The organism is Siminovitchia sediminis, assembly GCF_042680885.1.
Taxonomy (GTDB): Bacteria; Bacillota; Bacilli; order Bacillales; family Bacillaceae_C; genus Siminovitchia; species Siminovitchia sediminis.
In genome coordinates this window covers 25,029-49,649 of sequence record NZ_JBHUEO010000012.1, presented here as the reverse complement: position 1 = coordinate 49,649, position 24,621 = coordinate 25,029, and the positions used below count along the sequence as shown (strand labels likewise).

26 protein-coding genes are annotated in these 24,621 nt (G+C 39.3%); 19 read left to right on the top strand and 7 right to left on the bottom strand.

Annotated elements, in window-relative coordinates; translation table 11 throughout:
- Positions 1-8: 8 nt before the first annotated feature.
- Both ACFSCZ_RS06135 and ACFSCZ_RS06130 read left to right on the top strand, forming a co-directional pair.
- On the top strand, positions 9-1,061 hold the full coding sequence (locus tag ACFSCZ_RS06135; protein ID WP_380772924.1) for a 2,3-butanediol dehydrogenase: 1,053 nt from the start codon (positions 9-11) through the stop codon (positions 1,059-1,061).
- 266 nt (positions 1,062-1,327) lie between these two features.
- Positions 1,328-2,014, top strand: a complete 687-nt coding sequence (locus tag ACFSCZ_RS06130) for a YjjG family noncanonical pyrimidine nucleotidase (RefSeq protein WP_380772923.1) — start codon at positions 1,328-1,330, stop codon at positions 2,012-2,014.
- A 121-nt stretch (positions 2,015-2,135) separates the two neighbouring features.
- Here ACFSCZ_RS06130 and ACFSCZ_RS06125 read toward each other — a convergent pair whose 3' ends face one another.
- The 3 genes from ACFSCZ_RS06125 to ACFSCZ_RS06115 all read right to left on the bottom strand — a co-directional run bounded on the left by ACFSCZ_RS06125 (position 2,136) and on the right by ACFSCZ_RS06115 (position 4,074).
- A complete protein-coding gene (locus ACFSCZ_RS06125) occupies positions 2,136-2,552 on the bottom strand; it encodes a DUF1284 domain-containing protein (RefSeq protein WP_380772922.1) in 417 nt (138 codons plus the stop codon).
- A gap of 158 nt (positions 2,553-2,710) precedes the next feature.
- Entirely contained in the window at positions 2,711-3,700 is a 990-nt protein-coding gene (locus ACFSCZ_RS06120) for a S8 family peptidase (protein ID WP_380772921.1), read from the bottom strand.
- Between the two features lie 113 nt (positions 3,701-3,813).
- Positions 3,814-4,074: a hypothetical protein gene (locus ACFSCZ_RS06115; protein ID WP_380772920.1), complete on the bottom strand. Its 261-nt coding sequence runs from the start codon at positions 4,072-4,074 to the stop codon at positions 3,814-3,816.
- Between the two features lie 707 nt (positions 4,075-4,781).
- Here ACFSCZ_RS06115 and ACFSCZ_RS06110 point away from each other — a divergent pair.
- On the top strand, positions 4,782-5,237 hold the full coding sequence (locus ACFSCZ_RS06110; RefSeq protein WP_380772919.1) for a MarR family winged helix-turn-helix transcriptional regulator: 456 nt from the start codon (positions 4,782-4,784) through the stop codon (positions 5,235-5,237).
- Positions 5,238-5,838: 601 nt separating this feature from the next.
- Positions 5,839-6,450 carry an NAD(P)H:quinone oxidoreductase gene (wrbA, locus tag ACFSCZ_RS06105; RefSeq protein WP_380772918.1) on the top strand — a complete coding sequence of 204 codons (612 nt, stop codon included), beginning with the start codon at positions 5,839-5,841 and terminating at the stop codon, positions 6,448-6,450.
- An 89-nt stretch (positions 6,451-6,539) separates the two neighbouring features.
- On the opposite strand, the gene ACFSCZ_RS06100 is transcribed toward wrbA, so the two are convergent.
- Positions 6,540-7,646: an MGDG synthase family glycosyltransferase gene (locus ACFSCZ_RS06100; protein WP_380772917.1), complete on the bottom strand. Its 1,107-nt coding sequence runs from the start codon at positions 7,644-7,646 to the stop codon at positions 6,540-6,542.
- Positions 7,647-7,786: 140 nt separating this feature from the next.
- Between ACFSCZ_RS06100 and ACFSCZ_RS06095 the strand changes: the two genes are divergently transcribed.
- Positions 7,787-8,347 (top strand): YkoP family protein, encoded by a 561-nt coding sequence (locus ACFSCZ_RS06095; RefSeq protein WP_380772916.1) that lies wholly within the window; start codon positions 7,787-7,789, stop codon positions 8,345-8,347.
- A 468-nt stretch (positions 8,348-8,815) separates the two neighbouring features.
- Here ACFSCZ_RS06095 and ACFSCZ_RS06090 read toward each other — a convergent pair whose 3' ends face one another.
- Positions 8,816-9,673: an MBL fold metallo-hydrolase gene (locus ACFSCZ_RS06090; protein WP_380772915.1), complete on the bottom strand. Its 858-nt coding sequence runs from the start codon at positions 9,671-9,673 to the stop codon at positions 8,816-8,818.
- A 270-nt stretch (positions 9,674-9,943) separates the two neighbouring features.
- Here ACFSCZ_RS06090 and ACFSCZ_RS06085 point away from each other — a divergent pair, with 270 nt between their 5' ends.
- Complete coding sequence (locus tag ACFSCZ_RS06085) at positions 9,944-10,075, top strand: hypothetical protein (protein WP_380772914.1); 132 nt, start codon at positions 9,944-9,946, stop codon at positions 10,073-10,075.
- A gap of 477 nt (positions 10,076-10,552) precedes the next feature.
- Here ACFSCZ_RS06085 and ACFSCZ_RS06080 read toward each other — a convergent pair whose 3' ends face one another.
- Together ACFSCZ_RS06080 and ACFSCZ_RS06075 are read right to left on the bottom strand one after the other, a co-directional pair.
- Complete coding sequence (locus ACFSCZ_RS06080) at positions 10,553-10,849, bottom strand: spore coat protein (protein ID WP_380772913.1); 297 nt, start codon at positions 10,847-10,849, stop codon at positions 10,553-10,555.
- Entirely contained in the window at positions 10,846-11,052 is a 207-nt protein-coding gene (locus ACFSCZ_RS06075) for a hypothetical protein (RefSeq protein ID WP_380772912.1), read from the bottom strand. The genes ACFSCZ_RS06080 and ACFSCZ_RS06075 overlap by 4 nt, the downstream gene beginning before the upstream one ends.
- Before the next feature lie 162 nt (positions 11,053-11,214).
- Between ACFSCZ_RS06075 and ACFSCZ_RS06070 the strand changes: the two genes are divergently transcribed.
- From ACFSCZ_RS06070 to ACFSCZ_RS06010, 13 genes are all read left to right on the top strand, one after another.
- Positions 11,215-11,421, top strand: coding sequence for a spore coat protein (locus tag ACFSCZ_RS06070; protein ID WP_380772911.1), 207 nt, complete (start codon positions 11,215-11,217; stop codon positions 11,419-11,421).
- Positions 11,422-11,435: 14 nt separating this feature from the next.
- Positions 11,436-11,795, top strand: coding sequence for a spore coat protein (locus ACFSCZ_RS06065; protein WP_380772910.1), 360 nt, complete (start codon positions 11,436-11,438; stop codon positions 11,793-11,795).
- 15 nt (positions 11,796-11,810) lie between these two features.
- Positions 11,811-12,947 carry a zinc-dependent alcohol dehydrogenase gene (locus ACFSCZ_RS06060; RefSeq protein ID WP_380772909.1) on the top strand — a complete coding sequence of 379 codons (1,137 nt, stop codon included), beginning with the start codon at positions 11,811-11,813 and terminating at the stop codon, positions 12,945-12,947.
- A gap of 568 nt (positions 12,948-13,515) precedes the next feature.
- On the top strand, positions 13,516-14,022 hold the full coding sequence (locus tag ACFSCZ_RS06055; RefSeq protein ID WP_380772908.1) for a type 1 glutamine amidotransferase domain-containing protein: 507 nt from the start codon (positions 13,516-13,518) through the stop codon (positions 14,020-14,022).
- Between the two features lie 389 nt (positions 14,023-14,411).
- Positions 14,412-14,753 carry an SRPBCC family protein gene (locus ACFSCZ_RS06050; RefSeq protein WP_380772907.1) on the top strand — a complete coding sequence of 114 codons (342 nt, stop codon included), beginning with the start codon at positions 14,412-14,414 and terminating at the stop codon, positions 14,751-14,753.
- A 273-nt stretch (positions 14,754-15,026) separates the two neighbouring features.
- Positions 15,027-15,671, top strand: a complete 645-nt coding sequence (locus ACFSCZ_RS06045; protein ID WP_380772906.1) for a YdeI/OmpD-associated family protein — start codon at positions 15,027-15,029, stop codon at positions 15,669-15,671.
- Between the two features lie 317 nt (positions 15,672-15,988).
- Positions 15,989-16,837 (top strand): metallophosphoesterase, encoded by an 849-nt coding sequence (locus ACFSCZ_RS06040; protein ID WP_380772905.1) that lies wholly within the window; start codon positions 15,989-15,991, stop codon positions 16,835-16,837.
- A 175-nt stretch (positions 16,838-17,012) separates the two neighbouring features.
- On the top strand, positions 17,013-17,582 hold the full coding sequence (locus ACFSCZ_RS06035) for a YusW family protein (RefSeq protein WP_380772904.1): 570 nt from the start codon (positions 17,013-17,015) through the stop codon (positions 17,580-17,582).
- A gap of 575 nt (positions 17,583-18,157) precedes the next feature.
- Positions 18,158-20,290, top strand: coding sequence for a type IA DNA topoisomerase (locus ACFSCZ_RS06030; protein ID WP_380772903.1), 2,133 nt, complete (start codon positions 18,158-18,160; stop codon positions 20,288-20,290).
- Between the two features lie 358 nt (positions 20,291-20,648).
- On the top strand, positions 20,649-22,088 hold the full coding sequence (locus tag ACFSCZ_RS06025) for an alkaline phosphatase PhoX (RefSeq protein ID WP_380772902.1): 1,440 nt from the start codon (positions 20,649-20,651) through the stop codon (positions 22,086-22,088).
- Between the two features lie 36 nt (positions 22,089-22,124).
- Positions 22,125-22,349, top strand: a complete 225-nt coding sequence (locus ACFSCZ_RS06020; protein WP_380772901.1) for a twin-arginine translocase TatA/TatE family subunit — start codon at positions 22,125-22,127, stop codon at positions 22,347-22,349.
- Positions 22,350-22,414: 65 nt separating this feature from the next.
- Positions 22,415-23,149, top strand: coding sequence for a twin-arginine translocase subunit TatC (tatC, locus tag ACFSCZ_RS06015; RefSeq protein ID WP_380772900.1), 735 nt, complete (start codon positions 22,415-22,417; stop codon positions 23,147-23,149).
- Positions 23,150-23,338: 189 nt separating this feature from the next.
- Positions 23,339-24,604, top strand: a complete 1,266-nt coding sequence (locus ACFSCZ_RS06010) for a cytochrome P450 (RefSeq protein WP_380772899.1) — start codon at positions 23,339-23,341, stop codon at positions 24,602-24,604.
- The last annotated feature ends 17 nt before the right edge of the window (positions 24,605-24,621 follow it).

Genomic DNA, 24,621 nt, shown 5'->3' with positions numbered 1-24,621 from the left:
CATCTTAGATGAGAGCAGCAGTATGGTATGGAGCAAAAGACATTCGTGTAGAAGAACGTGATGTTCCGGCAGTTTCAAGTAACCAGGTAAAGGTGAAAGTGGCCTGGGCAGGTATTTGCGGAAGTGATCTGCATGAGTATAGCGTAGGACCGATTACGATACCGGCAAATGGCCCCGATCCGTTAACAGGTGTACAAGCACCTCTGACAATGGGTCATGAATTTTCTGGTGTTGTCGAAGAAGTTGGATCTGAAGTCAGTAACCTGCAACCTGGCGATAAAGTGACAATCAATCCTTTAATCATCAGCGGGACTCATAAAGACCCATTAGTTGATATGTATAAAGGCTTTGGATTTGTTGGTCTGAACGCGGATGGCGGATTTGCCGAATTTGTAGTAGTAGATGAAAAAAATGTGGTTAAGCTTCCGGAAGATATGTCTTTAGAACACGCGGCACTCATTGAACCGACAGCTGTTGCTGTTCAAGGGATCAAAGAATCCGGTTTACAATTTGGCGAGACCGTTGCTGTCTTTGGTGCAGGTCCCATTGGATTACTGACAATTATTGCTGCCAAAGCAGCCGGCGCCAAAGAAATATTTGCTTTTGATCTATCAGAAACCCGTTTGCAAAAAGCGAAAGAAGTTGGAGCTACACATGTTGTTAACTCAGGTAATGAGAATCCGGTTGAATATATTAGGTCTATTTATCCTGATGGCGTGGACCGTACATTTGAGGTCGCTGGTGTCGCGCCGACTTTTAATCAGGCAATAGACGTGACTCGTGCACGAGGTGTGGTAACGATCGTTTCGATTTTTGAAAAACCGGTTGAGTTCTCACCTATGCAATTAACCACTACAGGAGTACATTTGGTCTCCACACTGGCTTATGAGCCGGATGTGTTTGAAACATCGGTTAAATTAATAGCCAGCGGCCAAATTGATCCTTCACCGGTGATTACCGATCATATTGAATTAGAGGATATCGTTAATAAAGGATTTGAAGCTTTGATGAACGATAAATCCCAAGCAAAAATTTTAGTAACCTTAAGTGGGGAAAAGTAATTTTTAGGCATGGGTTAGACCATAAAAAAATGTATATACCATTCATAAAAGCAACGATACCTTTTTATAAGGGCCGTTGCTTTTACTATTTCAGTTGGAGCTTGTAAGACATAATAAAGGGTCTCCTGCCGATGTAATGAGTTTGCTGCCTAAGATAACGAGTATTTTATTCCAACAAATCTTGATAAACAATAGGATGTGTGAGAGATTTATAGGGAATAGACCAGTCTCGAAATCCTAAAAAGAATTAAAAGCAGGGGGATAAAATGAAGAATTACGATATCATCTTTTTTGATATAGATGATACACTTTTTGATTTTACAAAAGCAGAGCAAGAAGCTTTTAATAAAGTTTTTGAGAAATATAATATACTGAATAGCTTAAGGGTATATAAAAAAAGTTACGAAGAAATGAGCAAAAAGTTATGGAAAGAATTGGAAAAAGGCAAAATGAGCCTTGTTGAACTAGGTCCCGAGAGGTTTAGGAGATTATTTTCAGAACATGCACTTGAAATGGACGCAGTTGTATTCAATCAAGATTATTTAAAATTTCTTAGCCAACAAACCCACCTCGTCCAAGGAGCTGAAAAAGTCATTAACAAACTTTCGGATAAACGCTTGGCAGTTATTACGAACGGTTACACGGATGTACAAACATCCAGAATTAATCATTCCCCGTTAAAAGATGCCTTTGAACATATCATTATCTCTGAATTCACCGGATTCCAAAAACCACAAAAAGAAATTTTTGATTATGCTTTTAATCAGATGCAGATAACTGATCCATCCAACGTATTAATGGTAGGGGATTCGCTGACTTCTGATATTCAAGGTGGGATGAACTATGGCATAGATACGTGCTGGTTCAATCCTGAGCACAAAGAAAATCATACATCTATTCAACCTGCTTACGAAATTGATACATTAGAAAGCCTGCTGGAAATGATAAAATAAATGCCTGCATACTAGGAGAGAGACCCATTTAAATAATATCAAAAAGTGGAACAATCCGCTTCTTATAAATCAGTGTATTGCTCAATCTTGCAACAATAAGGAAGTATTTAAGGAGAAGAGCTTATTGAACTTCCCTTAACCCCTTCCCGTCAAGAATTTCTTGAACACCTTTTTCACAAACCCCATACCTGCGCCAAGAACAAGTTTTACACACGATTTGAACATCGGAAGGTACGACATGCTTCCGAATAAGGGATTCGATTTCTTCCCAAGTTGCAATCTGGTCGATGTGGAGTCCTAATTTTTCTAAGAATACGGAATCCCTCTCGTAAATATCGTCGTCTTGGCAGTGGTACACGCCTGAACCTGGAAATTTTTCACACAGTTGATCAGGCCCTTCTACAATCTGAATCACTGACTTAGGGTTGTTTCTCAAAGATTGATGCAATCGGGTCATATTTTCAACATATTCTACCGAATAACCCATCCCCCGATAGCCCAGCAGGCAAAAGATATGGTGTCCCCGCAGCTTGACCATAGAATCCCCCTCATTTAAATAGGTGACTTAAATGTAAACATAAAAATTAAAATGGTTAACATATAGGTTTATCATAACATATTACAATCGTTAGTAGAGACATACAAGTACCATCTTAACGGAAAGCGCAGGCTTCCCGTTAAGATTGCTTTGCTGAACTAAGCCTTTAAAGGTAAATGACTGGAACAGGCTGTCACAATCATATCAGCAAACTCCTGATCAAATATCTTAACAAGGTGGTCATGCACTGTTAAATAAAGAAACCCATTGCCTTCCAGTTTCGGAGAAAAACCGAGGGGAACCGTTCTTTTGATCAGTTGAGCATAGAGTTCAGGTTCTGAAAGCTCCCTTTCAAAATAATTTTCAGCTGAAATTTTAATAAGGGCCAATGCCCCAGTTACATGGGGAGTTGCCATGGAAGTCCCGCTTAATTTGGCATATTTTCCATTGATAAATGTTGATAATATTTCCTCCCCTGGTGCCACCAAATCCACCCTATCATGAGAATTAGTAAAATCAGATGTCAGCCGTTCAAGATTAACTGCTCCCACGCAAATGACTTCATTATATCGTCCCGGGAATGCGAATTCATCCGTTGTCTCCATGCCATCGCCCTCATTTCCTGCTGCACATACAACCAGTATATTGTGATCAACCGCTTTTTTTATGGCTTCATGCAGTTTGGGATTGTCATCGGGCCCGCCAAGGGACATGGAAATAATGTCTGCATTCTGCTCAATGGCATAATGAATAGCATCGATAATCCAATGATGCTGACCGGAACCATTTCTGTTAAGAACTTTCAAAATCAACAGACTCGCTTCCGGTGCAACTCCCACAACACCCAACTGATTTTCACTGGCCGCAATCGTTCCGGCTACATGTGTACCGTGTCCATTATAGTCTTTATATATTTCGGGATTACCGCCGTCATCATCCGTAAAGTTTCTGCCGCCAACAATCCGGTCCTTTAAATCAGGGTGGTCAATATCACAGCCTGTATCCAGAACGGCTACGATAACACCTTTACCTTTTGTTTCCTCCCAAATTTTTGGAGCCTGAATGAGTTCAATTCCTTTTGGAACTTCCTTTGTTTCATTTTGAAGCTGTACCACTCGGTAGGGAATTCCTTGAACAGTTGGGTTCATTTTCTTCTCCTCCTTGGGAATGGATAAGCGGTATTTTACAAAATATTACAAAAATTGACACCCTCATGTGAATAGTTCAAATGTACTTAAACTAAAATGGATGTGCTGGAAGTTTAACAGACCTTATCCTCCGAATTGCTTTCGCGCGCTTTTTTCCTTTTTTTCAGCCATCGGATTTCCAAGTGAACGTAAATTACCCAAATGACAATTATCACGTATATCCAATACTCAAGAAGTAACTGCAAAAATTCCTTTAATGATTGTCCGATTTTAAAAAATTCATGAGGAAAGATGAGACCGAAAATAGTAGCAGCAACTCCGACCCATGGCAACCACCAGCTATTTCTATTTGCCCATTCTTTCATTTTGTTCAACTGTTTTCCCTCCCTTAAATAATTGGATTAATGAGCAGCCATTGTACCTGAGATCTACTTTCCTTTTCGGTATAACTGGGCCGGCGTTTTTATATATGTGAATCTCCTTTAGGAGAGAGATTGAAGGGAGCATACATATCTGCAAGCAGAGTAATCGGTACCATAAATAATTAGAGGGCTGGAACATTACAGGCATATTAAAGAACATTTTTGTGGTCCGGGGAAAGGTCGTTTAGACTAAAGGCTTTTAATTTTTAAAAAGTAAATTAAAAGAATCAACGAGGCAAGGGGGAGAGTTATTTTACATATTATTTTTAGAGTTGATCAAACGATAGATGGCAGATTGAAGGATTCAAGATTCTACCAGCCAAAAAAAAACAGGCAGATTCGCATCTTTATAACATTAGTAATGAGGCAATTACATAGAACACAAAATGACAGCGCTATCATTTATTTCCATATGTTTTTATGGGGGGTATATAACAATTATACCCCATAAAGTTCCTTAGAAACCATTAAATGTAAAAATAGTTCTTTTTAACCAAAAAAGTATGCTCAGACATTGGAAAGGGTCTTACCGTTTTTCCGAGATCAGTTATTAATTATAAGATAAAAAAGGCAGGAAATAGAGAAACCGGTTCACCATCTTAGTTGACAAAAGAGAAAGTTAGTTCTATAATTATTCCGAATTCGAGATAGCAAAAGGAATGGTTAGTATGGATAAAAATAATCTGGATGAAGAATTGTCTCTAAAATTGTTTGTTGTTTTAAATCGGGCTTTAGAGTCGATCAAAAAACGTGTTTTGGAAGATATAGGAAGATTGGGACTCAACCCAACTGAATTTGCTGTTCTGGAATTAATTTATAGTAAAGGTGAACAACCGATCCAAAAAATTGGTGAAAAGGTATTGATAGCAAGCAGCAGCATTACCTATGTAGTCGATAAGCTGGAGAAGAAAAATTTATTAAAAAGAAAACCATGTCCCAAAGACAGGCGTGTGACGTATGCAACGATCACACCAGAAGGAACCGAGTTAATGGATGAGGTTTTTCCTAAGCACAAGTTGGCCTTAACGGAGATCTGTGCAGGGTTAGATACGAATGAAAAAAAGGTGATGATTGAGCAGTTGAAAAAACTGGGGTATTACGCGAAAAACCTTTAAAAACTTTTAATCCGTTATCTCAATTCATACCCTTTCCTTTTATTATCTTGGCTTTAGCAGTCCGCAAATGAAGACCTGAAAGAGGATATGAGTCCCTCGTTTTTTGTATAATCGGCAAACGATATAGTCGAATTTCATCTTTATGGGTAATCAAAGTAAAATGGATGAAAAAAACCAAACCATTTATCTTGAAATTGAGATATACAATTTGGTAATATTGGTATTGGGCGTTGGAGATGACATTCGTTAGAGCAAGAATAAATCCGGCTGGGCACCCCATTCTGATTTTTTTAGGAGAAGGTGGCAGGAAACAAATTCTTACTTGTCATTTGAGATATATTTTTCTTCGTCGTTTGCAATATGGTATTTCATTTTACATATTTGAATGGGAGGCCTGCGTTTGTCTCATATTTCTCGAATTCGTAAAATATGAAATTGAAGTACTATTACCTTCCTGATTGGGGAAATATAAAACAGTATGGCATTGAAAATGATTTATTTTCAATGGAGGTGATTCCAAAGGTTTAACAAGATCACAAAGAAGGTGAAATACATGGGATTTTTAGACAAATTATTTGGAAGATCAAAGGAGATGGAAAATATGTCAAACGTTAAATTAGCAGTGGTTTTTTACAGCATGGGTGGAACAAACTATCAATTAGCCAAATGGGCTGAAGAAGGAGCAAAAGAAGCTGGTGCCGAAGTAAAAGTATTAAAAGTTCAAGAGTTGGCTCCTGAATCGGCGATTGAAGGAAATGAAGTCTGGAAAGCAACGGTAGAAGCAACAAAAGACGTTCCAGTTGCAACTGCCGAAGATATTGAGTGGGCAGATGCGATTATCTTTAGCGCTCCGACACGTTTTGGCAACATGCCTTCCCAAATGAAACAGTTCATTGATACTCTGGGAGGACTTTGGGCAAATGGTAAAACAGTAAACAAAGTTGTAAGTGCCATGACTTCTGCCCAAAACCCTCATGGAGGACAAGAAGCGACTATTTTGTCATTGTACACATCTATGATGCACTGGGGTGCAATCATTGCTGCTCCTGGCTACACGGATCCGGTCCTATTTGGTGCAGGCGGTAACCCATATGGAACAAGTGTAACAGTAGACCAGGATGGAAAAATGGTTGAGGATGTTCAAGGTGCCGTAAAGCATCAGGCTAAACGTACCGTAACCGTAGCTGAATGGGTTAAAAAAGGGAATCAATAATCAATAAATCAAAAGAGTTAACCGTACGAGGTTGACTCTTTTTTGTTGATTGGAACTTAACCGCTTTTCGTAACCAGGCAAAACCTGTATTATCTACCGCTTTTAATTTTCTCGATAATTAAGGATGCTGGATCCTCCAATTCAATTTCCTCTAAATATTGTTGAATAGCGTGGGTCATATTGTGCTTTTGATGATGGAGGATGTTCCATATTTCTTCCTCTACATTTTCCTGAACCTTCCACCCATCCAAATGATAAACCAAACCCTTATTCTTTAGGAACTGTAAGTTCTGTTCTTCCTGGCCGGGCAGCACATCATAAATAAAAATAGGGAGTTTTTTTACAAGACTCTCACTGATTGTTACTCCACCCGGCTTTGTAATGATCAAATCTGTTTCATTGTACAAATGATTCATTTTTCCTTTTGAAGAAATGAAGGGAAGCGGCTGAACGAGAGGATGATTGAAATCCTTCATATATTGATACAGCCGATGATTTTTCCCACATAATACTTTATAACGAATCTTGCCGGCTGGATGTAATCTTTCAAGAAGTTTGGAAATAGATCCTGCTCCCATATTTCCGCCGCTGATGAGTGCAGTATATAATTGATCTTTTATAACTTTTTCATGTTGCGACTTAAATAAGGGGTGAACAGGAATACCTGTTATAAAAATACTCTGTGCCTTTATTCCTTGTTTAATCAGGTGATCTTTTACTTTCTTACTTGGAACAAAGTGATAGTCCACACCTTCCATGCCCCATAAGTTATTAATAAAATAATCAGTATAAGCATTAATCAGCAGTCCTGACCACATGTTTAACTTTTTCAGCCGTACAAGCATATAAGAAGGAAGAGCGTGAGTACAAATGACGACATCTGGATTTTTTTCTTTAAGTAAATCTTTTATAAAATGTAAAAAAAGTAATTCATACATATAAAAACGTTTGTTGCGTTTCATCTCCTTGACGGCAGCCGTTCGATATATGGAACTATATAAACGCGGGAAACGATGGATCCATTGTAAATATAGGGAGGAAGCCCAATTTTCAATTTTCCCGTAGCTGTAAGAAAAAATATCAACTTTTTCACAGTGACAATCTTTGTGTATTTGTTCCAACTGTGTTTGTATACAATCCGCAACATGATGGTGACCGGAAGGTATTTGCAAAAATGGCAAGAATAAAACCCTCAACCTGATTCATCTCCTTATAGGATAGTTTGTGAAAAAAGACTGAAATCATCCTTGTCACCATGAATTTCCTATTATAAATATCTTCATTTTTTAACAATATAAAATGACTCCGTTAAAAGAGATATAAAGGGGAATGAAAAATGAATTTTAAGCAATATTGTATATCAGGTTGGAATGTAATCGACCCCGTATATTTTCATTTCACACGACTCCACCATATCAAAAAGCAATGCGGTGAAAAGACCATTATGCGTGTACGGATCACCAGGTTTCAGGGGAGAAGTGTGATACTATCAGATGGGACCATCATTGAAAAAAATGATATCTTAGTAAAGGTGCATTTGCACAATGTTCAATTGTTGAGTGAAATATTACAATATAAAAGTGACTTAAGAAGGGGAAAAGTCATTTATTCGAAAGTAAAGGATGCTCTCCCAGCCGTTGCTGATTATGTTAAACAAAATCACTTTTCTGATGAAATCAAAGGATTGATAGGAATTACGACCTTATATAAAGGCTGTAAAAGTTTGGGATTTGAATCTCATCCAATTATCCATCCGCTGTACAGGAAATTTAAACAATCCGCCCTCATGCCTATTTATTTGCTTTCCTCCAATAACTGGAGGAAACATGAAGTTCCTGAACCTATGTATTTGTTTATGTCAAAATCCATGCTTTTGCAAAAGTATGGGAGTCATTAGTAACTTGTGAAAACTATGGAAACAAAAGGGGCATCATCTTTTAATACAGAACTTTTGGAAAACATGGGTGTGTGAATTACATTTGTTTAAAGTAGCAGATCCCTTTGGTTGGAGATGCCGTTTTTTAAGGGTAAATGGTTTGTCGGTTCAAAATTTTATTTATGTTGTTAGATTCCGACCACCGGTATCTAACTTAAGTACACAAATAATTAAATACGATTAACCATAAGACAAGGGTATTTCCTTGTCTTTTTTGTGTAAATGTAAATCGACTATTTTGTTTGTTTAGTCAGGGAATGGAGATGATGTCTGAAAAGAAAGACCCGGTTGTGCATGCGTTCCGGGTAATCTTTGTTTATACAGGATGCAAACGAGGAGATTAGTGCCCATTGATGAGGGTGTGAATGTTAACAGACATTTTTAGTTGAAGAATGGCTTAGTTACACCCTAAGCCATTCTCAGTCATTGCTAATGTTTATTTTTATTTGCGTATTTACCGTAATCCGGAATAGCGATTTGTTCAAAATTATTAACTAATGTTTTAAGGGTTTTTGACAGCATTTCACCCGATAAAGGCATCCCGTGACCTGTAACAGCAACAGTGGGATGTAACGCTTCCAGTTTTCTAACAGATTCCCAAGCTCCCTGCCAATCTGGTGTCAGGTATCTTGGTGGTCCGCTAATTTCCACTTCCTGCGTTAGAACTTTATCCAGTTCATCTTGTTTGACTGTTATAAAAGCATCGCCTGCAATGAGACAGCGGTCACTTTCTCTAAAGAAAGACACATGTCCTGGTGAATGTCCGGGAGTATGGATCCATCGGAAGCCAGGCATGTGCGGAACACTTCCATCTGAAGGCAGAGCATGTATGTTCTTCCCTAAATTGATGGCCTCATTTGGAAACATTGGTGACATCTTGGCTATCATGCCTCCTTCTACCGTTGGGTCAGGCTCCGGGTAATTCATTTTTCCAGTCAAGAAAGGCAGCTCTAACTCATGCGCGTAGACAGGTACATTCCAATGTTTGACTAATTCAATAACAGCCCCTACATGATCAAAATGACCGTGGGTTAGGAGAATGGCTTTGGGACGGCTATTTTCGCCAAAACGTTCTTCTGTGACGGAAATAATTTCATTGGCTGCTTCAGGAAGTCCAGCGTCAATTAAAACAAAATCCTTGGTTTCTGGATTTCCAACTAAACAAATATTTGCAATTTGGTTTGTATAGCAATAAAGATCAGGCAAAACTTCGATACCTTGACCACTTGCTATAGAAGTTGTAGGAATATAATTGTAATCCTCACCATAAGAAATTTCTTTATCCATACTTAAACCTCCTTTGTAATTTCAATCAGAGTTATTTTTCTCTAAAATTTACATTCCAATGTACTTTAGTTTTTTTTTCAAAATAATGGCAATACAAACGGGTAATTAAAGGAAAAGGATTTGCTTTCCTTGACGATTATATTCTGAAGGCGGTCAAACGGAGATAAACTGACAATTTTCCATTAGATAAACGTTAAAAAATGAATTTCTAAGGTAAATACCATTTATCGAACGGCTTGAAAGTTTGAGGATATAATTGAAGGAATGGAGATGCAATCGGATAAGAACCAAGCTTATATTAACCTGGATACCGAGGAAATCGTTTATGTATCACAAGAGGCTTTATTGGTTGCAGGAGATGAAGAAGACTATAAACATTTATCCGAATTGGCAACAAGCTGAATTGAAGTTTGCCTTGGATATAGTAAAGACCTTTGGGAATGCTGCACTTCCTTCTCAATTTGATATTAATGAATAAGATATAATGTTATAGCCTTTCCAATGTAAAAATGCAGGATGTACTACTCTCCTCCATTCGTGGAAAGGGAGCATTCAGACGATTTAAGAACAATATCCATCGAATAGGAATTACCTGCAAATGGTATAATTATCGAGATATGAAGTATAAGAAAATCGCCAAGGAATTTTGTGAAAGAAATAATATGGACTTTGATCATTCGTATTGTTGAATTAGACGTAGAGAAGGAGAAACAACTATTAAATTATTTGTTATTCTTGGAATCTAAAAGTCCAAGCTGAAGAATGCTCTTACAGCACGTAATAAGCCACAATAGAAATCAGCCCCCTTCTTTGGACAATGTGCCAAGGAAAGAGGCCGCTCCCTATATTTGTTCATTTTTAGTATCCTTCGTTAAAAAATCACTTAGCCAATTTTAATGCTGCTTTTGAAGTCTTTAGGTCCACCTCCAGCTGCTCTTCTAAATTACTGGGATGATAATAACCTTTTTCAATCATATACTGACTGATTTTTTCGTGTGCATCAATCGCATAATCCAGTTGTTCTCTCAGGACATCTCTTGCCTCGGGGGTTACCGACTCTGTCAAAGCAAATGTCAAATTGCGAACTGCTGATTTTGTGGAAATAAGAAAATCAGTGGCAATCACTTGATCGGTCATACCGCTTAATCCAGCTATTTTTTGAATGATGTTCGTCATGACACCACTTCCCTATTCTTAAGTAATTGATTCAATTGGTTGATATGTTTTTTTCCTTCATTTACATCCGTCTCAAGGATATTTTTTAGGTCCTCGCAGCCTGCTAGACCGTACATGGTCGCAGCCTTTGTCAAACATAAACTTTTAAAAGTTAATATTTCATGTAACTCTAATCGTTCATGAAGAGCTAATTTTCCTTCCACATTTTCTCACCTCATCTTCAAATATCGTTTCCATATAGCTTGTGTATTTCTCATTTCATTATTCTGCATAGCTGTTCACCCGATATCCTTTACTGCTTTGTATATCATGGGCGATTCAGGGCAAATTATGCTTAATTTGAAACATGTAAGGAGGCTAGCACATTGGGTAAAGAGGATTTCGCTTTGCATGAAACAATGGACACCCACGAGCTATTAAACTTGAAAACAGTAGGATTACTCAAGTCGAAGCTAATGCAAGGGGTGGTCTTTGACCAAGATCTCAGGAAGTTGTTACAGAAAAATGTAGACATGACTGTTACGGATATAAAAGAATTACAGCGACTTTATTCATATGCAAAAACGGAGTAAGTGAGGTGAGGAAGATGAATGACTATCTAGATCCGATTAATTCCGTCGGGATGCCTGAGAAGATCGATTCAGCCATTGCACTTGATCTTTTAATAACAGTGAAGGAAACCATTCGGAATTATTCCGTTGCTTTATCCGAAGCGGCAAGCCCGGAAGTAAGAACAACGATTCGCAATCAAATGGAAGCTGCCATCGATTATCAAACAAAATTAATTGATTTGATGATGAGTAAAAAATGGTTTCACCCCTATGATGTAAGTGAACAGCAAACGCTTGATCTGAAAGCAGCGCAAAATGCGGTAGACATAGCTGCACTTAATCTCTTCCCGGATGATCATAATCGAAAAGGATTATTTCCAACACCACCAAAATAGTAAAGGAGATCAATGATGAAAGCTGTAACCTTTCAAGGCGTAAAAGAAGTGGCTGTGAAAGAAGTAGATGCACCTAAAATTCAAAAATCCGATGACATTATTGTTAAATTGACGAGTACAGCGATTTGCGGCTCTGATTTGCATCTCATTCATGGAATGATCCCAAATTTTCAAGAAGATTATATTATTGGACATGAACCAATGGGGATTGTAGAAGAGGTGGGACCAGATGTAACAAAGGTAAAGAAAGGGGACAGGGTGGTTGTTCCGTTTAATGTGAGTTGTGGAGAATGCTGGTTTTGCAAGAATGAGCTAGAAAGTCAATGTGATAATGCAAACGATAATGGGGAAATGGGTTCATATTTTGGATACTCCGGTACTACGGGCGGATACCCCGGAGGGCAGGCAGAGTATATGCGTGTTCCATATGGTAACTTTACCCCTTTTAAAATTCCCGAAAACAGTGAAGTAGATGATGATAACTTAGTGTTACTTTCAGATGCTGGTGCAACGGCATATTGGAGCATAGATAACTCAGGGATGGAAGAAGGAGACACGGTTATTATTCTGGGTTGTGGGCCTGTAGGATTATTAGCACAAAAATTTGCATGGTTAAAAGGGGCGAAAAGGGTTATTGCCGTCGATTATGTTGGATACCGCCTGGAACATGCCAAACAAACAAACCATGTGGAAACCGTTAATTTTGAGGATTATAAAAACGTCGGAGCCCATTTACATGAAATGACAAAAGGCGGTGCGGATGTTGTCGTTGACTGCGTGGGCATGGATGGAAAAATGTCGGATTTGGAATTTCTGGCAACAGGTTTACGACTTCACGGTGGATCGATGGGAGCATTGGTAATGGCCAGTCAGGCTGTAAGGAAAGGTGGAAATATTCAGGTAACAGGAATTTATTCTTCTCGGTATAATGGATTTCCCTTCGGTGATATGTTCCAGCGGAATGTGAACATTAGAACAGGCCAGGCACCAGTGATTCATTATATGCCTTTCTTACATGATTTAATAGCAGAAGGAAAAGTGGATTTAAGCGATATTATAACCCATCCCATGCCGCTGGAGGAAGCAAAACATGGTTATGAGATTTTTGATGCGAAATTGGATAACTGTATTAAAGTCGTTTTAAAACCATAGCCGTTTAGTCCAAAAATTTTGTTGCGGATATAAAAAGGACTTATTGGATATGTCCTTGCCACGGTATGGAGGGCATTTTCACATCGCCATAATCCATATCCCACACGATCATTTTTTCGAATTACTGGCATGATGCCGTGGATCATGGGCTTAACGTTATGGAAGGGGAAATGTTCGGTTCTGATGAAAACTTGTGCCGGCTTCTGTCGAGGAGCACTTCAATGTTACGACAGCGATGAACCGTCATACTAGTCGGAGCGATTCAACCTCTAGAATGTGTTCATTCCGGCAAGATCCTCTTGCGAATATGACCTTAAAACTTTTAGACATAAGGAAATGGAAACACTATAATTCGAGCGGGATAACCGTACTTCCTGGCAGGTTTGAGAGACTGCATCATATCGAATAAATCAAATCAGTACGCCTATGAGACTTTGTTATTTCCGTTATACTCGTTGAACGAATGGATGATATCGTGATGGAAATTTAAGAAATCACTTTAATGGAAGTTCCTCTGCACACCATTTAAAATATAACTGGATGTAACATACATAGGAGTGAATTTTGAGTGGCAAAGATATGCTTTTTACTCGCTGATGGCTATGAAGACTCGGAAATGAAGAATCCTTATGAAGCAATGAAGGAAGCAGGCCACGAAGCGGATGTGGTAGGTCTTGAAAAAGGAGCGGAACTGAAAGGCAAGAAAGGAACAGTATCTTATACTTCTGACTATTTTATAAGTGAAGTGAAGGCTGACGATTATGATGCCGTTATTATTCCTGGCGGATCCGCCCCAGAGGCTCTTCGGGTTCATGAGGAAGTCGTTCAATTTGTAAAACAAGCAAATGATCAAGGTAAAGTGATTGCTGGTATATGTCATGGCCCGCAGGTGATGATTAGTGCTGATATTCTTGAAGGTGTCAATGCAACTTCCTATATGGGTATCCGTGATGATTTGAAAAACGCTGGATCCAACTATTTTGATCAAGAGGTAGTAGTAGACGGAAATATTATCACTTCCCGCACACCAAAGGACGAGCCGGCATTCATAAAAGAAATTTTAAATAAATTATAATTGTTCTCCTGAGGATCCCTTCCAGTTTTGGCAGGGATCCTTTTTTATTACTTTATCCTATCGATCCTTTGAAATTCCCTTCTCGAAAAGCGCTTTTTAGAGAGGGCCGCTTGTTGACGAAACAATTATTCAGTTTCAGCGGTGTAATCTGTCTGACAACCGTTCAAGTTACATACTCTTTTTCGTTTGGGATCCATGTGCAACACCTTCCTTGTAAGTTCTGTGCCATGGAAAAATATATTTAACAAATGTCTTCACGACATTTTGGATACTTTACCTAAAAACGTCCTCCATCCTGTTCAAACCTAAGTTACAATGTATATTAAAAGCATTTCAAATCAATCATCCGGAGTTCATATCATTAAACTGTATTGAAGGAGGCAAGGAACGTGAGTATTCAATTTGAAGTGAGACGCTCGATCCAAGTATCTCAGCAGAAAGCATACAAAAGTTTACTTGATCTTGATGCAGCTGCCAATTGGATGCAAGGATTAGTACAAATGGAGCGGCTGGGTGAAGGGCCTCTTAGAACAGGAAGCGAGTGGAAGGAAACCAGAAAGATGTTTGGAAAAGAGGCTGCTGAACATTTTGAGGTTGTCGAACTGCAGGAACCCGAGAAAATTGTTCTCCGCTGTGATGGAACAAAAGGAACAACCGGGAAAGGCGAATATATTTTTACATACCTCATTGCCTCATCAGGAGAACACTCGGAAATTACACTTCATGGTTGAGATCAGGGGGCTTACTGGATTGTCAAAATTTTTGGGGAAGCTGATCGTTGGTTCCTTTAAGAAAGCCTGTGCAAAAGATTTGGATGCGTTAAAGGGGTATTTGGAGAAGTCAGGCACGTAGTCAGTCATTTTAAAAAATATTATTATCCAGAACTTTCAACAAGCCATGTTTGCTATAGCCTTTCCAGCAAAGTTCTTTGGCTGATGGAGGATAGAGTTGGAAAGTCATGAAAGAACCATTCTTGTAAACAGAAAAAAATAAAGGAGAACATAATGACAATTATTGATAAATTACATCTTGCCAAGTATAAAAATATGGCCGTTTTAAATCAGCCGAGTGACTATGACTTATTCAATGGGTACCAGACTTCTTTATCCAAAGAACATGATGCTATATTTATTTTTGTTGAAACATTGGAAGAGATGGTCAATTTCACAGAGCGTATAATCAAGGAAGGACAATTGATTGAAAAAGGATACCTGTTTTTTGCTTATCCTAAAAAAGGAAACAAACGATATCAAACATTCGTGCATAGAGATGATATTTTTCCGGCGATGAAAGTAACGGAAGATGGGTATGTGGGAAATAGCGATGTAAAATTCTCCAGGATGGTTAGTATGGACGGTGTATTTACGGTTGTTGGGTTGAAACGAGAAAAAGTAAAAAAGTCTGCAGCTGCCAGTCAACGTATGGCAGATTATGAGGATCATGTAAAAGATATAGAACAACTACTGGCAGATCATCCAAATGAATTGAAATTTTATCAGGAATTAACGCCAGGTTACCAAAAGGATTGGGCTCGTTATATCTTTTCAGCCAAGCAACAAAAAACCCTTGAAAAACGACAAGCTCAAATGGTTGAGATTCTGTCCCTTGGATATAAATCCGTTGACTTATTTCGTCAAAAAAAGAAATAGGTGTTGAGTAGACAAGAATACTATCCTTTGTCCAGACCGAAAGGCATATTTCAATAACCGAAATTATTGTTTTTTCTTGGCTGGGTATTCTGTTTTTAGACTACCGTTCAACCATTAAGCGGTTCACTATTCAAAAAACCACTTGCCGGGGGAAATGATCGGTAATTCTAAACATACATCATATGGCTCTAAAAATGCGACACAGTAACGCCGGAGTGCCAGCACTTCTGCTTAGGCGATTGAGATTCCATCCATATATTTCTGGTTACAACTCTCCCGCTTTCCACGTATAATGAATAGGAGAAGGGGGAAAAAGAGTGATGACTGTACTGCTAATATTGTTAGCTTTGAGTTTATTTATATATGTAGGAAATAAAAATACTCGATCAGTAATCATGAATCATATAGATCTTACATGTGAAAATGGTTTGAAAACAAAAAATAACAGCCCCCTGCGGGTATTGCATATTTCTGACTTGCATCTTGAAAATATTTCAATATCTCCAGAACAATTATATGAGAAGCTGAAAATGCAATCGATTGATTTGATTGCTTTGACCGGCGATTTTCTGGATAGAAAGCGAAGTATCCCGAAGCTGTTGCCGTATTTACAAGTGTTTAAATCTCTAAATCCGGCCTTTGGTATGTACGCGGTATTTGGCAATCATGACTATGTATTGCGTAAAGAAGACTTAAAGCAGCTAAAGGATATTTTCACTGATAATGATGTCAAGCTATTGCGAAATGAAAACGATCAGATTGATATGGAAGGGGTCCGTTTAAACATTATTGGAATTGATGATTTCAGTACGAACCGGAGCAATTTGAAGGAATCCTATGATGGAGTTAAAGAAGGATATAATCTGGTAATTACACATGATCCCAACGTTGTTCTGTCCATGAATGACTATCACTTTGATTACATGCTCTCCGGGCATTTTCACGGAGGACAAATTCATTGGCCGAAACCATATCATCTTGTGAAAATGGGTAAGCTGGTTAAAATGAATATGGTCAAAGGTTTGCATACCTACAAAGAGAAACGATTTTATATCAGTGAAGGGCTTGGACAAACTGGTATCAACATCAGAATAGGCAGCAGGCCTGAATTAACCATCCACAATGTCCATATACCTCACGCCATTCATAATGTAAAGGCCGGATAATGAAATCCGGCTTTATTTATGGAGGTGCCAAATCCTATTCTAATGCGGAATGGCATACATATAGAGTAATAATAATGTGAATAAATTCATTTTTTATCTATCAAGTTTGGTTGATTTAATCATTGATTCTGAAGGGGAAGCTGACGTATAAACTAATCAAACTGGGAGGATACATATGAGGCAAGTTGTATATTTAACAGCTGTTTTATGGTTAGCTTTCACTTTAGCAGCCTGCGGCACAAGCAATAATGATACAGAGAATACTCAGGGGACTGATGTTTCAAATAACGAAGGCCAAGTAGACCATAATGCTGATGATCAAGACAATATCCATTCCGATGATACAGCAACAAACCATAACAATACAAACGATTCAGCAACAAGCAAGAACGTTGTATCTGAAGAATCGCAGGCTAAAATGGATGCACTGAATTATACAGATTTTGAGTTATCTGTCGAATATGATGGTGGTCAAGAATTCGAAGCAAGCCTGGAAAACGATCAAAACAGAGGTGTGGAAGCAGAATTGGAAGATGAGATCAATGATCTCCGTGTGAACGGACAAGAGGCATTTAATAACATTTTTCCGAACGTTGAAAAGCTGACGGTCGACGGGCAGACAAGTAAGGAAGATGCGATTCAACATGCATTAGATGCATTTTCATTAGAGTCCAATTACAAAAAATTTGAGCTGGAACTCACTTTTAAAGACGGATCGAGAGCAGAATTTGAAGATAAAAAATAAACAGGTATTAAAAACAGGCGAACTGCTGTGTACTGCAGTTTGCCTTTTTTCAATTTCTGATATAGATTGAGCAAGTGGAGTACAGGAATGGGATATTATTTATCAGGAAGATCACTAAGAAAAAGCGCTTTGCTTAAAAGTTTTATATCATCGAAAATTAAAACTTTAATTTCAGGGTTTTCGCATGAGTAATACTCATCGGTTAATCGTTTCATTTCGTGACAAATCAGTTCAATAGGTATCATAGAAACTATCCTTTCAAGCTTATATGAAATAATTATGTCATAAATACATAAAAATGAATATAGTTTTGCAAGAAAAAGTGCATTTTCCTGCGGATAATGAATGTGTACGAAAAAATGCAGGTAGGAAAAGGAACTTAATGGATGAACAGATCTCGTGAAGATAGGGGTTTTCGATATAAGAAATTGAAAATTCCATGTAGATGGGCAATTCTGATTGCGGGCGAACAAATGTTCGTTTATAATAAATATACTTAAACTGTTAAGATCTACCGGAGAAGTGAACAAGGAAAAATCATGACTCCGGAAGAATATTTGAAAAGGGGAGCTCACATGGGGATCGTTATTTTAGCCGAAAAGCCGAGCCAGGGACGGGCTTATGCCGATGCTTTCCGAAATATCGCCCGAAAAGACGGATATATTGAAGTGAATGACAGCCGATATTTTCAGCAAAAGGCTTTTATCACGTGGGGGTTTGGCCATTTAATTGAACTGGTAGAGCCGGAACATTATAAAGGCGATTGGAAAAAATGGTCATTATCGACCCTTCCGATCATCCCGGAAACATTTAAGTTTCAGGTGGCCAAAGACAAAAGAAAACAGTTCAATGTAGTAAAAAAGCTGCTGCACTCGGCAACAGAAATTATTGTGGCTACGGATTGTGACCGGGAAGGAGAAAATATTGCCAGGAGTATGATCATGCTTTCGGGAGCGGCTCATAAACCAACGAAAAGGCTATGGATCAATTCATTGGAAGAGGATGAAATACAAAAAGGATTTCGAAATCTAAAAGAAGGCCGCCAAACTATTCCATTGTACCATGAAGCGCAGACCAGGCAGTATAGCGATTGGCTGGTCGGCATGAATGCCTCCAGACTGTATACTTTGCTGTTGCAGCAAAAAGGAGTGCGCGGCCCTTTTAGCGTTGGACGGGTACAGACACCAACCCTTTACTTAATCTACCAACGTCAGCAAGCGATTGAAAACTTTCAGCCCAAGCCTTTCTATGAATGGATCGGAGATACAAAGGTAGAGAACGGAAGTTTTCAGGCAAAATATCAGGAGAAATTCCAAACAGAGGAAGAAGCGCGGCAACGATTGCAAAAACACAACGTCCATGAAGGGGAAAACAAGGGAGTCATACACCGAATCAAAAAAGCACGCAAGAAAAACAAATCTCCCCGATTACACTCACTCTCCACTTTACAGGCAAAAGCCAATAAACTCTGGAAATACAGCCCTTCTGAAACCCTTAAAATCGCCCAGGGGTTATACGAGAAAAAGCTGATCAGTTATCCGCGGACGGACACGCATTTTATAACGAAAAATGAATTTTCCTATTTAAAAAAGCATCTTCCAGCATATCAAAACTGTGCTGGCGTCCAGTTGGAGACAGCTTATCCTCATGCTCAAAAAAGATTTGTGGATGATAGCAAAGTGCAGGAACATTACGCGATTATTCCGACAAAGCAAGTGCGAAATCTGCAAACCATGTCTGTCAAAGAACAGAATATATATCGTGAAGTCCTTTTAACGACTTTGGCTATGTTTGCACCTGATTATGAGTATGAAGAAACCAAAGTGCAGGTTCAGATAAATGGGATGATATTTGAAAGAACAGGGAAGGTGGAGCTGAACAAAGGATGGAAGGCGTTATTTCCGAAAGAGGAGAAAAATAGGAATGGCAAAAAAGGAGAAAATGACAATCTTCCCGTCATGTCTGAAGGTGAGTCATGTCTGGTAGAAGTAAAATTGAAAGAAGGCATGACGCAGCCTCCCAAACCATTTACAGAAGGAACATTGATCCAAATGATGAAAAGTGCAGGAAAAGATATCGAAGATGCAGAAGCCAAAGAGATGCTGAGTAAAACCGAGGGAATTGGAACAGAAGCCACTCGTGCAGGCATCATTGAAACTTTAAAACACCAACAATATATTCAAGTAAAAAAGAACATTGTACGCGTAACGAGAAAAGGTGAAATTCTTTGTCAGGCAGTAGAAGGAACTTTGTTGTCCAGTGCAGAGATGACCGGAAAGTGGGAGAAATGTTTAAGCAAAATTGGGCGATCTCAAGGATCGCAGGATGTCTTTCTTGGGCATATTGAAAAATTCATCCAATCCCTGATGGAGAATGCACCGAACCATGTCGGACGAATACAAGAATCCATCAAAGATATGCAGGATCAAACAGCGGCAGGATCTTGTCCTTTTTGCGGAAAAGGAAAGGTGCTGGATAAGGGTAAGTTTTACGGATGCACTGCTTATCAGGAGGGCTGCAAATTCACCCTTCCCAAGTTTATCTGCGGAAAAAAATTAAGCGGAGAAATGGTGAAAAAGTTGCTGGTGACAGGGGAAACCGGGGTTCTTAAAGGATTCAAAAGCAAAAAAGGAAAATCGTTTGATGCAATCTTGCGGATAGATAGAGGAAGGCTCAAATTTAAGTTTCCTGTTAAAAACAAAGTGTAAATCAGTATGACGAAGCGGCAATCAATGGAATGGCAAAAGACCTGCTCTTAAAAGGAGAGGTCTTTTTAAATATATTTTACATGGTTTATGCAAATTTTACATTTTTTTCATATTTTGAAAGAACGGGAATAAGACCATGGAATCAATGGTGTGCTCGTTTTGTTCATTTTGTTTCAAAATAAAACAAAAATGGGTGATACTAACTATACTTTTTTCCATAACTCCCCAACTTTCGCCCTGTTTTGATCCGGTTAACCATTTTATTACATAAACTCAACCAAAGGTTTAATCTGGATTGTTAATTTTAGACATGAAGATTGCTCTGGCAGTCTATTATACAAACTTGGGGGTTGGATGGATGAAATCTGACAATACCGGACTGAACAGAAGGGAATTTTTGAAAGTTGGCGGAATGAGCACATTGGCTGTGGCGCTGGGGTCGGCCGGACTTTTATCATTAAGCCAGGCATCAACAGCGGCTGCAGCTCCAAAAGGTAATAGAGGTTTTGGCGGCTATGGTCCGCTCGTCAAAGATCCAAATGGAATACTTGATCTTCCAAGAGGTTTTCATTACAAAATTATTTCCAGAACCGGCGATCAAATGACAAACGGAGATTTGGTACCAGCCATGCTAGATGGGATGGCAGCATATAAGGGAGAGAAAAACACAACGATCCTGGTTCGTAACCATGAAAACAGCACGAACTCCCAATATCCGGTAAATGGGAAAAATCCTTGGAGCAAAGGCGCTGCAGGAGGAACAACAGCAATGGTTGTTGCTCCTAATCGTGAAGTCATTAAAGAGTATGTCACCAGTTCCGGAACGATCCGCAACTGTGCAGGCGGTGCAACCACTTGGGGAACATGGCTGACTTGTGAAGAAACACGCGAGTTGGGACACGGATTTGTGTTTGAAGTGAATCCGCTGGATCCTGAAAATGAAATGTCTAAAACGCCGATCCGTGATATGGGTTATTTTTCTCATGAAGCATGTGCCGTTGACCCGGCAACGGGTATCTGGTACTTGACGGAAGATTCCAGTCCAAGCTTTCTTTACCGCTTTACCCCAAATGACCGCAGTCAAAAGCTCGGTTCTCTTCAAAAGGGCGGAAAGCTTGAAGCAGTAGCGATTGAAGAGCTTCCGGCTTCTCAAGCCAGCACCTTTAACACAGGTAAAAGATACGGGGTTATTTGGAGAGAAGTAAATCCCGAGCGTGCACAGCAAGACGCAAAAGATAAAGGCTGCATTCAGTTTAGCCGCCTTGAAGGTGCATTCTTTTCTGCCGGAGTTTTCTGGTTTGATGATACAAATGCAGGGACAGGCAACCTTGGCCGGGTTTATCGTTATCACCCTTCCACGAATACGTTAGAACTATTTTATGAATCTACAGATCAAAACGATCTTGAAATGCCTGATAACATCTGCATGACACCATGGGGCGACCTGTGGATTGCAGAAGACGGCCCAGGAACTGACCGTATCATCGGGATGACGCCGGAAGGCAATGTGTACACATTCGCTGAAAATACAATGAACGGTTCTGAATTTGCCGGTCCTACATTTTCTCCGGATGGGAACACATTCTTCGTCAACATCCAAACTCCCGGCATTACATTTGCGATTTGGGGACCATTTGCTCGCAGAAATTCAGCCCGCCAGCGTGCGATGGGTTTCTCTGCTCCTCCGGCAAACCTTGGGCCAGTTGTTTCCGACAAACTTGCAGCTGCTGCAGAAGAGCAAGGGATGTCCATATTGGAAGCTGCCGCACTGGAACGCCATGGTGCCCCAATCGCTTAATCGAGTACATCACATTTTTCATAAAGAGGTGGACATATGCTGTCAAATATCGGTATTCCAGGTCTGATTCTTATTCAGGTGATCGCGCTCATTATCTTTGGCCCTTCTAAATTGCCTGAGATTGGCCGTGCAGCCGGCAGCACATTAAAGGAATTTAAAAAAGCAACGAATGATCTGGTCAACGGAGAAGAGGAAGGAAAAACTGGTGAAAATCAAAAGCTGTCTGCAGTTGAAACGTCTCAGACAAAAACGGGCAGCTAAGGGTTAAATTGAAGGAAGGTGCTGGCCATAACTGGTTGCACCTTTCTGTTTAAAGGAGTTTTAACATGGATCAAAAACAGATGAACTTGGTTGGGCATTTAGAGGAATTGCGAAAAAGGATCATTGTGATATTGATTGCTTTTGTTTTGGCTTTTGTATTTTCTTTTATATTTGTCCAGGATCTTTATCAATTTCTGGTGAAAGATCTGGATGGAAAGCTGGCCTTGCTCGGACCTGGGGATATTATCCGGATCTACATGATGATTGCAGGCGTCATGGCGGTGGCTGTTACTATTCCTGTTGCTGCTTATGAAATTTGGAAATTTGTTCAACCGGCGTTGTCCAGGGAAGAACAAAAATTAACACTAATGTATATTCCGGGACTTTTTTTCTTATTTTGCGCCGGTATCGCCTTTGGATATTTTATCTTGTTTCCATTGGTGCTTTCCTTTTTATCCAATTTAACCGGGGATTTATTTCAAACCTTTTTTACAGCTGAAAAGTACTTCACGTTCATGCTAAACTTGGTTGTTCCATTTGGATGTTTATTTGAAATGCCGGCTGTGGTTATGTTTCTGACAAGAATTGGTGTTCTTGATCCGGCCAAACTTATAAAGTCAAGGAAAATTTCATACTTTCTATTGATTGTTGTATCTATTTTAATCACACCTCCAGATTTTATCTCTGACGTCTTGGTTATTATTCCTTTACTCCTTCTATATGAATTGAGCATTACGTTAAGCAAAGCAGTTTATCGCAAACGCCTTTCTTCAAAAAATGCTTCACCGGCTGCTCCATAGGCAGCAGAATGCTTGGCAAGAAACCGGAATTAAAATTTTTCTTAGCCGTCTGTTGAAAATGTAAAGAATCTTATGTTGTTTTGCGGTCCATAAACTTGATCATATGTTTATGTTTCTTTATTGTTTTTTCATCATCTGATTGGGGAACATATAACCTATGATATATTTTTAAAAAAGGAGACTGTACATATGCCGGAATCACAGGACGTGCCTCGTGAAGAAGGATTGGACCATAGTGTTTCTTTAATGAGGGAAGGATATATGTATATCCTCAACAGACGGAAAAGCTTTCAATCAAATGTTTTTGAAACTCGCCTGCTAGGGCAAAAAGCAATTTGTATGGGCGGAAAAAACGCTGCAGAGTTGTTTTATGACCAAGAAAAATTCAAAAGAAAAGGAGCAGCTCCAAAGCGTGTACAGGAAACATTGTTTGGAAAACAAGGTGTTCAAACCCTGGATGATAACCAGCATTTGAATCGGAAAGAAATGTTCATGTCTCTCATGTCCGAAGAGAATACAAAAAAGTTTATAGACATACACCGGACTGATTGGAAAAAAGCGGTGGAGGAATGGACCGGGAAAGACGAGATTGTTTTTTATGAGGAAGCAAAAAAGATTTTATGCCAAACAGCCTGCAAGTGGGCAGGAGTTCCATTACCGGATGAAGAACTGGAAAAAAGAACAAATGAACTGGCGTCTCTTTTTGAAACACCTGCCCTCATAGGGCCCGAACATTGGAAGGGAAGGCACAACCGCAATATACTAGAGGCATGGATGAAAGAGCTTGTTGAAAAGGTGAGAGAGGGAGAATGGTCTCCGGATCCGCAAACAGCCCTATACACCATGTCCTGGCATAAAGATGTAGAAGGTGAGCGGTTAGACCCGCATACGGCAGCGGTAGAGATCCTCAATATACTAAGACCCATAACTGCAATCGCCATCTATATGTGTTTTACTGTACTGGCCCTGGAGCAATTTCCTGAAGAAAAAGGGAAACTTGCTTCAGAGCCCACTGGTCAATATCTCCAATGGTTCGTACAGGAAATCCGCAGGTTCTATCCTTTTTTTCCGTTTGTAACAGCACGGGTAAAAAAAGATTTTACATGGAGCAATTATGATTTTGAAAAAGATACTCTGACTTTGTTAGATGTGTACGGTACGAATCATGACCCAGAGTTGTGGGATAATCCCGAATTGTTTCATCCGGAACGTTTTAAAGTGGAGGAGAACAGCCAGAAATATCAACTGATCCCGCAGGGAGGCGGCAGCTATGTGGAAGGCCACCGTTGTCCGGGGGAAGGAATAACGATAGAAGCCATGAAAGTATGTGCAGATTTCCTTTTAAACAAGATCACCTATCAAATGCCTGAACAGGATCTGAGTTACAGTCTTGTCAGCATGCCGTCCAAGCCAAAAAGCGGCTGCAAGTTTACACAAATTCATTGGAAACAATAAAAATGTCTATCCTCCGT

Coding starts and splice junctions, on each gene's coding strand:
- ACFSCZ_RS06135 (WP_380772924.1), top strand. CDS start 9: ATGAGAGCAGCAGTATGGTATGGAGCAAAAGACATTCGTGTAGAAGAA.
- ACFSCZ_RS06130 (WP_380772923.1), top strand. CDS start 1,328: ATGAAGAATTACGATATCATCTTTTTTGATATAGATGATACACTTTTT.
- ACFSCZ_RS06125 (WP_380772922.1), bottom strand. CDS start 2,552: ATGGTCAAGCTGCGGGGACACCATATCTTTTGCCTGCTGGGCTATCGG.
- ACFSCZ_RS06120 (WP_380772921.1), bottom strand. CDS start 3,700: ATGAACCCAACTGTTCAAGGAATTCCCTACCGAGTGGTACAGCTTCAA.
- ACFSCZ_RS06110 (WP_380772919.1), top strand. CDS start 4,782: ATGGTTAGTATGGATAAAAATAATCTGGATGAAGAATTGTCTCTAAAA.
- wrbA (WP_380772918.1), top strand. CDS start 5,839: ATGTCAAACGTTAAATTAGCAGTGGTTTTTTACAGCATGGGTGGAACA.
- ACFSCZ_RS06095 (WP_380772916.1), top strand. CDS start 7,787: ATGAATTTTAAGCAATATTGTATATCAGGTTGGAATGTAATCGACCCC.
- ACFSCZ_RS06090 (WP_380772915.1), bottom strand. CDS start 9,673: ATGGATAAAGAAATTTCTTATGGTGAGGATTACAATTATATTCCTACA.
- ACFSCZ_RS06085 (WP_380772914.1), top strand. CDS start 9,944: ATGCAATCGGATAAGAACCAAGCTTATATTAACCTGGATACCGAGGAA.
- ACFSCZ_RS06080 (WP_380772913.1), bottom strand. CDS start 10,849: ATGACGAACATCATTCAAAAAATAGCTGGATTAAGCGGTATGACCGAT.
- ACFSCZ_RS06065 (WP_380772910.1), top strand. CDS start 11,436: ATGAATGACTATCTAGATCCGATTAATTCCGTCGGGATGCCTGAGAAG.
- ACFSCZ_RS06060 (WP_380772909.1), top strand. CDS start 11,811: ATGAAAGCTGTAACCTTTCAAGGCGTAAAAGAAGTGGCTGTGAAAGAA.
- ACFSCZ_RS06045 (WP_380772906.1), top strand. CDS start 15,027: ATGACAATTATTGATAAATTACATCTTGCCAAGTATAAAAATATGGCC.
- ACFSCZ_RS06035 (WP_380772904.1), top strand. CDS start 17,013: ATGAGGCAAGTTGTATATTTAACAGCTGTTTTATGGTTAGCTTTCACT.
- ACFSCZ_RS06030 (WP_380772903.1), top strand. CDS start 18,158: ATGGGGATCGTTATTTTAGCCGAAAAGCCGAGCCAGGGACGGGCTTAT.
- ACFSCZ_RS06025 (WP_380772902.1), top strand. CDS start 20,649: ATGAAATCTGACAATACCGGACTGAACAGAAGGGAATTTTTGAAAGTT.
- ACFSCZ_RS06020 (WP_380772901.1), top strand. CDS start 22,125: ATGCTGTCAAATATCGGTATTCCAGGTCTGATTCTTATTCAGGTGATC.
- tatC (WP_380772900.1), top strand. CDS start 22,415: ATGGATCAAAAACAGATGAACTTGGTTGGGCATTTAGAGGAATTGCGA.
- ACFSCZ_RS06010 (WP_380772899.1), top strand. CDS start 23,339: ATGCCGGAATCACAGGACGTGCCTCGTGAAGAAGGATTGGACCATAGT.